This window comes from Martelella sp. (assembly GCF_984369615.1).
The window spans coordinates 1-13,327 of the sequence record NZ_CFHTCS010000094.1; the positions used below are offsets into that span (position 1 = coordinate 1).

Below are 13,327 nucleotides of genomic sequence, written 5' to 3' on the forward strand. Positions count from 1 at the left end.
GGACGCACCAGCATTGGCCGCATAACTTAAACCAAACGGTCGCCGGCAAACCCGGCCCGATCACGATGCCCAGGATGATCGGAGCGATCGGGAATCCCTTGCTCTCGAGAATGAAGGCGAGCACGCCCATGGCCAGCATCACGCCGACGCCGAAGACCGAGTTGTTGACCGCATAGGAGCCGACGATGCAGAAGGCGAGAATGGAGGCGTTGAGATAGGTGCGCGACAGGCGGAAGATCGAGCGCGAAAAACGTACGGCTAGCCATCCGAGGGGGATGATCAGCAGGTTCGCCAGCGCAAAGACGATCATGACCGCGTAGAAGTTCTGGGGATTGTTGATGAAGATTGTCGGGCCCGGATTCATGCCCTTCATCACCAGGACGCCAACGGCAATGGCCGTGACCGCATCGCCGGGAATGCCGAAGACCATGGCCGGGATCCACGCCGAACTCAGCGCGGCATTGTTGGTCGCGGAGGCCTCCACCAGTCCTTCGGAATGTCCGGTCCCGAATTTTTCCGGCGTTTTCGAGAATTTCTTCGAGATGGCATAGGAAATCCAGGCGCCGAGATCGCCGCCGGCGCCGGGCAGGGCGCCGATCACCGTGCCGAACGCGCTGCCGCGAAGCACATTGAACTTATGACGCCAAAGCGTGCCCGCCATACCGGCAAGCGGATTGCCGATCTTCATGACCGGTTCGCGTTTGCCGGGCTCGCTGGCCTTGTGCCGGAGGATTTCGGACAGGGCGAACATGCCGATCATGGCCGGTATGAAGCTGATGCCCCCCATCAGTTCCGTCCAGCCGAAGGAAAAGCGGGGCGTGGCCGTCAGCGGGTCGAGGCCGACGGTCGCGATGAACAGACCGAGAAGCAGCGAAAGCGTTCCCTTGACCTTGCTTCCCGAACTGATCAGCGCCGCGCATGACAGCCCCAGCATGGCCAGCCAGAAATATTCGAAACTCGAAAACTGCAGTGCGATCTTGCCGAGGGCCGGCGCGATGAAGAGCAGGGCGACAAAGCCGATCATGCCGCCGACCGATGACGAGCAGATGGAAATGCCCAGCGCCTTCGCCGGTCGGCCGGCCTTGGTCATGGCATAGGCCTCGTCGACATAGGCCGCCGATGCCGGGGTGCCGGGAATGCGCATCAGCGCTCCGGGAATGTCGCCAGCAATGATGGCCATGGTGGTGCAGGCCACGATCGCTGCGATGGCGGGAACCGGATCCATGTAGAACGAGAAAGGCACGAGCAGCGCCGTCGCCATCGTGGCGGTGAGGCCGGGAATGGCCCCGACGAAAAGGCCGAAAGTGGCCGCTGCGCAAATCACCAGCAATGTATAGGGCGTGATGACAAGTTCGATTGCTTCGAGAAAGACATGCATGGCCGTTTCTCCTCACCCGAGAATGCCGACCGGCAACGGAACGCGAAGTCCGTTGACGAAGAGAAAGTAGATGAACACCGTCAGGAATGCTGCATAGAGGCCGCCGCGCACCAGGCCGCCGCCGCCGATGCGGATCATCAGCAGGATGAACAGGAATGTAAGCGGCAGGAAGCCGACGGATTCCAGAAGCAGGATGTAGAGGCCAAGGCTCACCAGTACTGTGACCGGAAACCAGGTGAAATCCTCGCGTTTGAACAGCACGGCCGCATGACGGCGCAGCATCGCGATTTCCGGGCGCCCCTGAAACGCCAGGACGCCGCCCGCCAGAACGAATGCGCAGCCGATGATGATCGGCAGGGTTCCCCCGCCGATCGTCATGCCGCCGAGCCCTTCCATCCGCGTTCCGGTGATAGCCAGAACCACGCCGCCGATCACGAAAAGCAATCCGAGGACGGTGTCCGGAACGCCGGTGGCGATGCGGTCTGCATTGTCGTCTTCTGGTGAGGTGTCATTCATGGCCTCACTCCTTTCCGTTGGTGTCGGGAGCAGACGGCCGAAGGCGCTCCGACCGGGATACGGCCGAAAAATCCGTACTTCAGTTGTTGAATGGCGTGCCTTCGGCGGCCGGTCCGGTCCGTCAGTTCTTGACGAGACCGGCGGCGTTCATGGCCTTTCCGAAGGCCTCATCACGCTGGGCGAGGTAGTCGACGAAGGCGTCTCCGCCTTCCCACACGACGCCGTAGGAGCGCTTGGCCATCAGGTCGGCGAATGCGTGGCTGCTGACGACGTCGGCCATGACCTCAATCAGCGTCGCGCTGACGTCGTCGGGGAGGTCGCTTGGCCCGCCGAGGCCACGCCAGCCATTGATCGGAAAGTCGATACCGGTGCTTTCCTTGATCGTCGGCAGGTTCGGGTGTGCCGGATCGCGCTCGGTGCCGAGGATCGACAGCGCCTTGAGTTCGCCGGCATCGATCAATCCCTGAGCCTCGGGAAGCTGGACGACGCCGACATCGATCGCTCCGGATGCCAGCAATTGCAGGGCGGGAGCGGCACCTTCGGTCGGCACCCAGAAAGCCCTGTTGCCGTCAAGCTCGTTCACCAGCGTGACATAGGCCAGGTGATTGACGCCGCCCTGATTGGCGCCGCCGGCCCGGATCGCCGCGGCATTTTCCTCGATCGCCGTTGTAAGCGCGTCCATGCTGTCGAACGGGCCGTCGGTTCTGACGACCACGGCGGACGGGTCGGCGTTATAAAGGCCGAGCGGCGTGAAATCCTTGTAGGTCAGTTCGGATGTGCCGAGCCAATGGAACATCGACAGTTCCGTGGTGATGATGCCCAGCGTGTAACCATCGGGATCGGCATCGGCGATTTCCTTGTGGCCGATGACGCTGCCGCCGCCGGTGCGGTTGACGACATTGATCGGCTGGCCCAGCTCTTCTTCCATCAGCGTTGCCAGGATCCGTCCGGTGGCGTCCGTTCCGCCGCCCGCGCCCCAGGGCACGATCAGCGTGATCGGCCGTTCCGGGTATTCGGCGCACGCTGCCGAAATACCGCCGACAACGATCACCGTCGTTGCCAGAAGCGTCTTCAGAATAGTCATTGAATTCTCCTCCCAATCTTCCTTTTGGGTTCCGAAAAGGGCCGACAAGGCCCTGCGGTCCAGAATCCCCCTTTGTTCGACGCGGGCAGAAAAGCCGACGCCCTTTGCAGTCTGAAACGGCCGCGCTCAATCGCAATGGCGCTGCACGCCAGTCAAGCCTCCCTGGCGCAATACCGCATAGCGGAATGCTGTACCGCGAATTAATGCTCTCATCGGAGGTCGGGACTGTCAACACAAATCCCAAAAAAAAGAATGGTGTTCCGAATAGCGGGATTTACTGCGCAGGCGATGTCGGTTATGATGCCTCTCAAGAAATCCGTTTCAAACTTTGTCTAGAGCCTGAAACGATTTAGTTCTTCCGTATAACGGGATTGGATTTCTTATTTTGGAAGGTGGGTTCACGGAACGCTGTTGGGGGTAATCATGAAAGACGATCAGGCAGCACGGGTGAAAACCAGAGGCGATGAGGGACTGAAGTCACTGTCGAAGGTGGTGCGCATCCTGGAGTGCTTTTCGGTCAATGACCGCGCATTGTCGCTTGCGACGATATGCCAGCGGACGGGGTTTCCGAAGAGCACGACGCACCGGCTTGTGGCTTCCATGCGGGAGGTCGGGTTCCTGGATCAGGACAGGGAGCGTGACAGCTATCGCCTGGGGCTCCGGCTGTTCGAGTTCGGCGATATCGTGCTCGCCAATCTCGATGTGCGCCGGGAAGCCCGGCCGATGATGGAATCTCTTCAGCACATGACCGGCCAGACCGTTCATCTTGCTGTTTTCGACGGGATGCAGGCTGTTGTCATCCATCGTGTGGGTACCGGAAACGAAAGCCATACCAAAGCGGGCATGATCGAGAACGCGCCGGTGCATTGCACGAGCATCGGCAAGGCGATCCTCGCATTTCAGACTGAGGAGGCCGTCGAACGGGTGATTTCGGCGGGCATGTCGCGCTACACCGACCAGACAATGACAGATCCCGATGACCTGCGCCGGGCCCTGGCCGAAATTCGCGAGAAAGGCTATGCCGTGGACAATGAGGAGCATCAGCCAGGACTGCGATGTCTCGGCGCTCCGATCCACGATCAGAACGGCCGCGTATTCGCCGGCATCAGCGTCAACGGTCCGGCCTGGCAGATTCCCGAAAACGAAATCCCGGATCTGGCCAAGATCGTCGTCTATCAGGCGCGCGTGATCTCCCAGCGCCTTGGTTGGCACGACTGAGCGGCCGGCCGGTGTTTCGGCGCCTGCGGTCTTTGCCGTGTCAGAGCCTGGGGCTCGATTGCCGCCCGTTGTGCAGAGCGAGCACGCTGGAACGCGCTATCAGGCTCGGTTGAACAAAGGTGCGAACGGGCCAAGGGCCTTTACGGCCCGCGCCGATCTGTCGGATGAGCAATTCCGCTGCATGACGGCCCATTTCTTCGACATGCTGGCTGACGGCGCTGATGGTGGGGGTCACCATGGTCATCCAGAGCGCATCGTCATAGGCCACCACCGAGACATCTTCCGGAACGCGCACACCGTGCTTGCCAAGCGCCACGTAAAAGCGCTGCGAGACGACGCTGTTGGCCGAGAAGATCGCAGTGATCGATTTTGTTTTCAGCGCGCCGACGAACCGGTCAAGACCGGAGGCGATTTCCGCGTCGGAGGAGCCGAGCTTGAAAATGAGGTCTTCCGGCACGGCAAGGCCGCGCTCGGTGAAGGCCTCGCGCCAGCCCTCGATGCGTGCCCGTCCGGTCGTCCACTGGTCGTGATCGATGAGGAGGGCGATCCGTTCGTGGCCGAAGCCGATCAGATGTTCGGTCGCCATCTTGCCGCCGGCCCGGTTGTCGCCTGCGACAAGGGCGTTGGCGTCGCTGACGGAACGGTCGATCTGCAGGACCGGCCGGCCGAAATCGCGCACGCTCGCCACCGCCTCGGCCGAGACCGGCGTGATCGCGATCGCCGAAACACCCATGGCGATCAGCGATTTCACCGCCGCCTTCTGCTCCTTCGGATCGGCGCGATCGATGATCAGGATGACCTCGTAGCCCTCCGCTCGGGCGACCTCCTGAAAACCCGTGGCAAGCTCGGCATAGAAGGGGTCCAGAATACTCGAGACGACGAGACCGATCTGTGTGCTGGAGCCCTGTCTGAGATTGCGGGCATTGAGGTCCGGCACATAGCCGATCTTCTGCGCCGCGGTGACGACGCGCGCCTTGACGTCGGCGGCGACATAGCCCTTGCCGCTGAGCGCGCGAGAGACGGTCGAGGTCGAAAGACCGACCGCCTCTGCGATATCGCCGATCGTGACGCGCTTATCTGCCATGGAGTACGAGCCTCATCAAAAATGCTCTTTTAGCGCGTTTTCTGGTATCTGTTGAAGTACTCATCGAGCGCGAAAAGCCCGGTGCAGTCCTGACATGTCGTCATCCGCCCCAAAACGCGTGAGAAACTGGTCAGGCCGAGGCCATACCTTTCGCCGAGCAGGGCCTTGGCCGAGCCGGGATAGCTCTGTTCCAGGGCCATATCTCCGGCAGTCAGCAACAGCGAGAGTGCGTCGGTCTCCTCGCTCGCAGCCCGCTGGAGCATGTCCGGAAACACATTGGCCATCAGGCCGCAGAACCCGTCCGCACCGGCCTCGAACGAGGCCCGAAATGTTGCCACTTCGGCGTTCATCAGCTTCAGTCGGCTGCCGCTGACAATGTCGATCCTGCGTTTGATTTGCGCAAGGTTGCAGCAGGTATCCTTCAAGAAGGTGAAGCGTCCGCTCTGCGCCGCACATGCAAGAGCCTTGTCGGAGATCAGCCGCTTGTAGGGGCGGGGCGCCTCGTAGAGACCGAGATCGCCGGTGCTATCTGCGATGATCGTCTCAAGGCATGCGAGAAAGGCCTCGTCGCTTTCGCCCTCAACGACCAGGTGTCCGGTCAGAAGGACGCAGCAGTCAACGCCGCCGATCGCCCGCACACGCGCAATCGCATCCGGCCAGCCTTCGCCTTGCCTGCAGAACACCGAGGCGGCGACGGGAACCCTTCCCGCAACCGCGCGGACAGCGGCCCTGATAACCGCTGCCCGCTCGGTATCGTTCATCGACAGCGGTTCGGCAGAAAGTCCGGTGACTAGCAAGCCGGAGACGCCACGGGCGATGTAGAAATCGACGAGGCCCTGAATGGCATCAAAATCAATCTCCCCGTTTTCGAGAAACGGGGTGAGGAGAGGCGGCCAGATTTCGGGTTGGCGGGCCATGGTCAGATACCTTCGGACAGGAGGTGAAGTTTGCGGTCGGGTTCGAATTCGAGAAGGTCGAGGGTGACGATCTTGCCGGAGCGCGTTATGGCCAGCGTACGGATTTCGAACGGTTCGAGGGCGAGCGAAAGCAGATGGCCGCCGGCAAAGTCAAGCCCAAGCCGGGCCGAAATCGGGCCGGGCGTGTCGTTGACGAAGCGCATCACGGTCGCCGCAGGATCGTCTTCCCAGGGTTTCAGCGCCGTCAGCCGCAGACCGGGCGTTTCCTCAAGACCTGAAATCAGTTCACGTGCGGCAGGCATGTCGCCGGGATGGAAGCTTTCCATCATCACCCGGGGCGGCATGACCATCATTTCAGCAAGCCGGCTTGCCTCTCCCATATCGTCGCCTGTCTGGGGCAGGAGCCGCACGCTGAAGCGCTGCAGGCCCTGATCCTGATAGTGATAATGCTCACTGTCGCGCAGCTCGCGCGGATCGTGCCAGGCAAAGACAGGGCTTCTCGCGGCAGTGATGCCGATATCGCCGTCAACGCAGTCATAGGCGTATTTGGCATTGTTGATCACGCTGATCCGCGTGCCATCGGAGCCGGCGACGCTGACCCAGCGCTGGCCGGGATATTCGAGCCCGTCTGCGGGCCGCTCCACATAGCCATATTGCATCTGGTAGCGCGCCGTACTGGCCGATATCGCCGTCGGATAGCGCAGTTTCAGAAGGTGAAGCTCTTCCTGCCAGTCGATTTCGGTGCGGATTTCAAGCGAGCGGGCATCGCTGTCGAGCACGAAGAGTTCGCTAAGGCGTGAGCGTCCGAGGCGGGCGTTGACGCGAATGGAGGCGCGAACCGGGCCGGCATCCTCGATGTGGATGCTCTCGACTTCGAACTGGCGGCCCTGGCCGACATAGGACTCGACCCGGTGGCCCCAGGTGTCCGAGCCATCGGCCGAAACGACGGTATGGATGGCGCCTTTGGCAGGGGCGAGATCCTTCCCGTCGGCAAGGGTGACAAATTCGTCAAGCCAGCCGGTCTGCGGGTTGATCGTCACCCGCAGATGCGCGTTTTCGATCGTTGTGCCGCCAGCGCGCGCCTTTCCTCGCGGCGCGGCTCGCGGCGCTTCGGTCCGGCGAACGCGATAGAGCTTGTGGCCAAAGGCTGGCACCCTGGCGGGGAAGGCAATGCGGGCGCGATAGCGGTCGCGGAAGATGTCTTCCTCGCGGATGGTCGCGTCGGCCCTGATCTTCTGCCAGGGCGTCTCCTCGCCATCCTCGGCGCTGACGATCCAGTTGCCCGGCAGGAAGGAAAGTTCCAGTTCCGCGGTGATCTCGGCTTCGAACGGATGCGGGTTGAAGACGATGAGCGGCTGCGTTTCCTCGTCTGCCGGTATGGCGATGTCGCGGGCGGCGATCTGCAGGGCGCGGTTGGTGACCCTGTCCGCCGTCGCGATCACGCCGCCAAGGGCATGGACCGCGTCTTCGCAGGCGGGAAGGATCGAGCTTCCGGGCAGGATGTCGTGGAACTGGTTGAAGAGCAGCGTCTTCCATGCCTCGTCGAGCTTTTCGCCGGGGTAGGAGACCCCCTGTGTGGCTGCGGAAAGCGTGGCATAGCGCTCCGCCTCCAGAAGTGCGGCTTCTGCCTTCAGATTCATCTGCTTGATCTTCGCAAAGGCCGCGTAGCACCCGGCGGCGTGGCGCTGAAGCTCGCCCTCGTGAACCGGCATGGGCTTGCCGCTGTTCCGGCGCTCCTCGAAAAAGCGGTCGGGGCCGGCCATGATCAGTCTGCCGAACCGGCCGTCTGCATCAAGCGCCTCGATGCTCTTCAGGTTTCGCCGGGTCGGGCCGCCGCCATGATTGCCGACGCCATAGAAGACCATGGCCTCGTCCTCAAGCGCTGCGCCGATCTTGCTGATGGCGGTCTCCATATGCCGGTCGACGTTTTCCGCCGTCGTGCAGTATTCATGCGGGATCCGGTAGGCGGCAACCGAGGCGCCGCCCAGCCCTTGCCATTCAAACAGCGTATGCGGCATGTCGATTTCGTGCGGGCCGGGGCGCAGGAAGCAGTAAGAGGCGATCCGGTGGCCGGCAAGCACCTGCGGCAGAGCCGCGGAGTGGCCGAAGGGGTCGGCATTGAGGCCGACATTGGCGATTCCGCCGAAATGCTCAAGCAGATAGCGCTGGCCGATCAGACCCTGGCGCACGAAGGATTCGAGGTTCGGCAGATTGCAGTCCGGCTCGACCCACCAGCCGCCGACCATGGCGATGCGCCCGGAAACGACGAGGTCGCGAAGCCGGGAGAAAAGCTTGGGGTCGCTCTCGCGGATCCACTCCACGACCGCGACCTGTTCGAAGGTGAAGACGTAGTCCTCGAATTCCTCAAGAAGGGCGACGGCTGCTGTCAGCGTCGCGCGGGCCTCCTGATAGCCTTCCGTCCAGCGCCACAGCCAGACGGGGTCGAGATGGGCATGACCGACCATGTGAATGGCGGCGAAACGCGATTTCTGCTCAGACATTTTCGCTCTCCGCGACAAGTGTTTCCAGACGGGCGCAGATCAGGTGCATGGCAAGCTGGTGCATCTCCTGAATGCGGGCTGTCATCGTGTGGGGTGAAATGAAGGCGAGGCTGCAATCCTTCGCGATTTCGGCGCCGTTCTGGCCGGTGAAGAGAACGGTTTTGGCGCCTTTTGCCCGGGCGGCGGCAATCCCGGAGCGGATATTTTCCGACTGTCCGCTCGTGGAAAAGGCAATGACGATATCCCGCGGTCCGGCAAGGGCCGTGACCTGACGGGCGAAAACGGCATCGAAGGAGAAGTCGTTGCCGATGCAGGTGAGCGCCGAAACGTCGGCGGAGAGACAGGTCGCGGGCAGGGGGCGCCGGTTGGATTTGTAGCGGCCGATCAGCTCGCCGCTGAAATGCAACGATTCCGCGGCCGAACCGCCATTGCCGAACACATAGACGCAACCGCCCGCACAGACGCTCTGCCAGATCGCGTCAGCGATGGCGATGATATCGGGAAGGCGAGTCCGCATTTCCGCATTCATGGCAAAATGGGCCGCCATCTCCTCTTCCAGGCTTGCCGTCATTCTCTGATCCTCACCTTGACGCCCGTGGCGCTGCCGATTTCGTTCCATGCGACGGAGGCCGCCGAGGCGACGCCCGAATTGCGGCCGAAGCCCGTCTTGCGCACCGTCAGGCGTTGACCGACGCCGGCGGCCATGCTGCTGCCGACGAGCGCCATCGCGGGCGCGAAGAGCTCTCCATCGGCCTCGGTCACGCCGCCGCCGATCACCAGCAGGGCGGGATCGAACAGATCGGCCGCCGCGCGCACCGCACGGGCAAGCATGCCCATCGAACTCTGCCAGAAGGCAAGGGCCTCCTCGTCGCCGGCAAGCGCCGCATCGGCGACATCGCGCGCGGAATAGGGCCGCGGCGTCGCCATGCACATGGCTTTGGCCTCGGTATAACGCTTGCCGATCGATGTTCCCGAGACATAGGCTTCAAAACACCCCGTCAGCCCGCAGTTACAGGTGCGGCCATCGTAAATGAGCGGGATATGGCCGAGCTCCGACCCGTTGCCGGTATGGCCGGTATAAAGAAAGCCATCGGTGATGACGCCGCAGCCGATCCCTGAGGACACGGTAATATAGGTCACATCCCTCACCGCGTCGGGATTGTCCCAGAGCGCCGTGGCGATTGCGCCCGCCGCCGCGTCATTCTGCAGATAGGCCTTCGCGCCGAAGCAGGTTTCCATTTGCCGTGTCAGCGGTATGCGATCCCAGTCCGGCAGGTTGGGCGGAGACAGGACCAGGCCTTTTTCGAGGTCGAGCGGTCCGCCGCAGGCGATGCCCGTTCCCTCTATCGCAAGCCCGTTCCTTCTGGCGTGGGCCTCGGCTGCCCTGCCGAGCCGCTCTATCAGCGCCAGGCTCGGCTCCGCCCTGACGGGCGAGCGTTCGCGAGTCTGAAAGGCGATTGCGCCATCGGCATGCACGAGGCCGACGGCGATCTTGGTGGCCCCGATATCCACCGCCAGGACGACGGGCGTCATAGTGTTACTCTGCTCTGCCATATCACTTATCTGGTAACGATTGCATATCTGCATCATTGGCACGAGCCTTAAACTTAGTCAATATGCCTGATCGAAATCGCTGATAATGTCAAAATATGAGCATATATCGTGTATCCAAAGCGAAATTTGGTAGGCGGCTTTGTTGACCGGAAGAAAATATGTGATATCGTTTGCAGGTCTTTTAGGGAGGAACCAACATGAACATGCGTGCTCAACTGAAGCTTTCAACGCTGCTGGCCGCGGGCTTTGCCTGTGGCCTGCCTGCTCTGGCGCAGGCTGCGGAATTGTCCGTTGTCTATCGCGACTCGCCCTATGTGTCGGCGGTCATGGAGGCGGCCAAGGCCGAATTCGAAGCCGAACACCCCGGCGACACGATCGAGCTCAACGCGATCAGTTCGTCGGCGCGCGACTACTACACCAAGGTTTCGCTGATGAACCAGTCCGCGTCGACGGCGCCTGACATCATCTATGAGGATGGTTTTCAGATCACTGCGGATGCTGCCGCGGGCTATCTCGAGCCGCTGGATGAACGGCTCTCCGGCTGGGACGAGTGGGATCAGTTCTCCCAGATCGCGGTCCAGAACGGCAAGTCTTTCGTCGATGGCAAGGTCTATGGCATTCCGCTCGGCACCGACACCCAGGCTATCTGGTACAATAAGGACCTTCTCGAAAAGGCCGGAGTGGGGGCTGACTGGCAGCCGAAGACCTGGCAGGATATTCTCGATGCCGCGGCCAAGGTGAAGGAAAACCTCCCCGGCGTCGATCCGATCAATATCTATGTAACGAAGGCCGGCAACGAGGCGAGCACGATGCGCGGTCTCATGAACCTGATCTCCGGCACGCCGGGCGGGCTCTCGGCAACGCTTTTCGATCCGGAAACGCAGAAATGGGTCGTCGGCTCGAAGGGCTTCCGCGATGCGCTGGCCTTCCTGAAAACCGCCTATGACAACGGCTATCTCGTATCCGATACCGATCTTCAGGATTCGAGCTTCCAGAACGTTCTGGTCGAGCAACGCGTGCCTGAGGGTAAGGTTGCCATGTTCATTGACGGCAACTGGATCTGGGCGCGCTGGATCGAGAGCGGCACCGCGCCCTGGGCGGCGTGGAACGAGACGCTCGGCATGGCCAAGATCCCGACGCAGAATGGCCAGGGCAACGGCTTCACCTCCATGTCCGGCGGCTGGACCATCGCCATGAGCCCGAAGACCGAGGACAAGAATCTCGCCTTCGATTTCATGACCACGGTCGCCAATTTCGAAAACAGCCTGACCTATGCCATTCGCGCCGGATCGATCGGCGTGCGCAAGGACGTCATCGCGGACGAGACCTATCTCGAAACCAATCCGACCGCCGGTTTCTTCTCCTCTCTGGTTGAGGTGACCAATTTCCGCCCGGCGCTGGAAATCTATCCGCAGGTCTCCTCCCTCATCCAGGAGACGATGGAGGCCGTAACGGTCGGCGGAGACAGCGTCGAAGACGCCGCCGGCCGCTTCGACCGCCAGCTCACCCGCCTTGCCGGCTCGTCGAACGTCGAAAAAGCGAACTGACATGGCGCAAGGGGCAAGCGGAACGGGTCAAGGGCCGGCAGCAGTGCTGATGCGCATTGTGCCGCTTGCCCCGGCCACCCTGATGATCGTCGCCTTCTTTCTGGTGCCGATCATCTGGGCCATCTACACATCCATGACCAATCTCGGATTGTCGGGCTATGCGGCCCGCAATCCAAGTTTTATCGGCTTTGAGAACTACTACTACCTGTTCACCGATCCGCGCACCTGGGCGGCGCTCGGGCGGACGGCGGTTTTCGTCGGCCTCTCCGTTGCCGGGCAGAACATTGTCGGCTTCTGCATCGCCTATGTGCGGCAGATGGCGACGCCTGCCATTCAGAGCCTGGCCTCGGTCATCGTCATCACCGCCTGGGTTGTGCCGGAAGTCGTCGCGGGCTTCCTCTGGTACACATTCCTGCGCGGCGACGAATCCGGCATGAACCAGATTTTCGATATTTTCGGCTTTGCCCACCAGCAATGGCTTCTGACGGCGCCACTCGCCGCGGTGATCGTCATCAACATCTGGCGCGGCTGCGCCTTCTCGATGCTCGTCTACTCCGCGGCACTTCAGGATGTCTCGAGCGAAGTGCTTGAAGCAGCCGAGATCGACGGGGCAGGGCGCATGCAATCGATCTTCGGCGTCATCCTGCCGATCATCCGCCCGGTGATCGCCATCAATGTGGTGCTGACCACACTCAACACGCTCGGCGTGTTCGGCATTATCTGGATCACCACGGCGGGCGGGCCCGGCACGCGCTCGGAAACGCTGCCGCTCCTGATGTACAATCAGGCCTATGATTTCGGCCTTATCGGCTACGGCTCCTCGATCGCCGTCCTGCTGCTTGGCTTCGGCGTCATCGCCTCCCTCATCTATGTCCGTCTTTTCAAAGTGGGAGAAGCGCGCAATGGCTAATCTTGCCAAGGCCAAGACCCGCGACCGGCTGGCCGCCGATATCGCGCTCACCTTCGTTGCCATCGCCTTCGTCGTGCCGATGGTGTGGATGGTGCTGGCCGCCTTCGATGCCGAGGCGACGCTTGCCATCCAACTTCCGGCACGCTGGAGCCTGACGAATTTCGGCGCGATCCTGACGGAGGATGTCGCGATCCGCCCCTTCATGAACAGCGTCATCATTTCGGCCGGGACGTCCTGCCTGGTGGTCATTCTCGCGCTCTTCGCCGGCTATCCTTTGTCGCGCTACAGGCTGCGCTACGGAAAGCAGTATATCTACACCATCGTCTTTGCCAGCGCGCTGCCGATCACCGCCATCATGGTGCCGATCTATGTGATGTTCGTCCATATCGGCCTCGTCGATACGCTTGCGGGCGTCATCGTCTTCCGCACGGCGGCGGAGCTTCCCTTTGCGGTCTGGCTGATGAAGGGGTTCATGGATGCCATTCCGGCCGATCTGGAAGAGGCTGCTTGGACGGAAGGGGCATCCCGCATGGAAGGCGTTGCCTATATCGTCGTGCCGCTTCTGGCGCCGGGGATCGCGACCATCTTCATTCTGTCCTTCATCGAGAACTGGGGCAA

At 61.8% G+C, this 13,327-nt stretch carries 12 protein-coding genes; 4 read left to right on the forward strand and 8 right to left on the reverse strand.

Annotated features, from left to right (window positions below; translation table 11 throughout):
- From AC5DC2_RS09870 to AC5DC2_RS09880, 3 genes are all read right to left on the reverse strand, one after another.
- Positions 1 to 1,378 (reverse strand): tripartite tricarboxylate transporter permease (locus AC5DC2_RS09870; RefSeq protein ID WP_491698352.1); only part of this gene is annotated, 1,378 nt, incomplete at its 3' end.
- Positions 1,379 to 1,390: 12 nt separating this feature from the next.
- Positions 1,391 to 1,894 (reverse strand): tripartite tricarboxylate transporter TctB family protein, encoded by a 504-nt coding sequence (locus tag AC5DC2_RS09875; protein WP_491698353.1) that lies wholly within the window; start codon positions 1,892 to 1,894, stop codon positions 1,391 to 1,393.
- Between the two features lie 121 nt (positions 1,895 to 2,015).
- Positions 2,016 to 2,978, reverse strand: a complete 963-nt coding sequence (locus AC5DC2_RS09880) for a tripartite tricarboxylate transporter substrate binding protein (protein WP_491698354.1) — start codon at positions 2,976 to 2,978, stop codon at positions 2,016 to 2,018.
- Between the two features lie 423 nt (positions 2,979 to 3,401).
- Between AC5DC2_RS09880 and AC5DC2_RS09885 the strand changes: the two genes are divergently transcribed.
- On the forward strand, positions 3,402 to 4,196 hold the full coding sequence (locus tag AC5DC2_RS09885) for an IclR family transcriptional regulator (RefSeq protein ID WP_024708638.1): 795 nt from the start codon (positions 3,402 to 3,404) through the stop codon (positions 4,194 to 4,196).
- A 40-nt stretch (positions 4,197 to 4,236) separates the two neighbouring features.
- On the opposite strand, the gene AC5DC2_RS09890 is transcribed toward AC5DC2_RS09885, so the two are convergent.
- From AC5DC2_RS09890 to AC5DC2_RS09910, 5 genes are read right to left on the reverse strand one after another with little or no spacing between them, the layout of a single operon-like run.
- Positions 4,237 to 5,280 carry a LacI family DNA-binding transcriptional regulator gene (locus tag AC5DC2_RS09890; RefSeq protein WP_491698355.1) on the reverse strand — a complete coding sequence of 348 codons (1,044 nt, stop codon included), beginning with the start codon at positions 5,278 to 5,280 and terminating at the stop codon, positions 4,237 to 4,239.
- Between the two features lie 29 nt (positions 5,281 to 5,309).
- On the reverse strand, positions 5,310 to 6,197 hold the full coding sequence (locus tag AC5DC2_RS09895; protein WP_491698356.1) for a dihydrodipicolinate synthase family protein: 888 nt from the start codon (positions 6,195 to 6,197) through the stop codon (positions 5,310 to 5,312).
- 2 nt (positions 6,198 to 6,199) lie between these two features.
- The gene (locus AC5DC2_RS09900) at positions 6,200 to 8,698 is read right to left on the reverse strand and encodes an alpha-mannosidase (protein ID WP_491698357.1); all 2,499 of its coding nucleotides are present in this window, start codon (positions 8,696 to 8,698) and stop codon (positions 6,200 to 6,202) included.
- Positions 8,691 to 9,269: a D-sedoheptulose-7-phosphate isomerase gene (locus AC5DC2_RS09905; RefSeq protein WP_491698358.1), complete on the reverse strand. Its 579-nt coding sequence runs from the start codon at positions 9,267 to 9,269 to the stop codon at positions 8,691 to 8,693. Before AC5DC2_RS09905 ends, AC5DC2_RS09900 begins: the two co-directional genes overlap by 8 nt.
- Positions 9,266 to 10,231: an ROK family protein gene (locus AC5DC2_RS09910; RefSeq protein WP_491698359.1), complete on the reverse strand. Its 966-nt coding sequence runs from the start codon at positions 10,229 to 10,231 to the stop codon at positions 9,266 to 9,268. The genes AC5DC2_RS09905 and AC5DC2_RS09910 overlap by 4 nt, the downstream gene beginning before the upstream one ends.
- Positions 10,232 to 10,449: 218 nt before the next feature.
- Between AC5DC2_RS09910 and AC5DC2_RS09915 the strand changes: the two genes are divergently transcribed.
- The 3 genes from AC5DC2_RS09915 to AC5DC2_RS09925 all read left to right on the forward strand — a co-directional run.
- Positions 10,450 to 11,799 carry an extracellular solute-binding protein gene (locus AC5DC2_RS09915; RefSeq protein WP_491698360.1) on the forward strand — a complete coding sequence of 450 codons (1,350 nt, stop codon included), beginning with the start codon at positions 10,450 to 10,452 and terminating at the stop codon, positions 11,797 to 11,799.
- A gap of 49 nt (positions 11,800 to 11,848) precedes the next feature.
- Complete coding sequence (locus AC5DC2_RS09920) at positions 11,849 to 12,709, forward strand: carbohydrate ABC transporter permease (RefSeq protein WP_024708645.1); 861 nt, start codon at positions 11,849 to 11,851, stop codon at positions 12,707 to 12,709.
- The coding region (locus AC5DC2_RS09925) for a carbohydrate ABC transporter permease (RefSeq protein WP_491698361.1) at positions 12,702 to 13,327 on the forward strand (626 nt) is incomplete at its 3' end. The genes AC5DC2_RS09920 and AC5DC2_RS09925, both read left to right, overlap by 8 nt.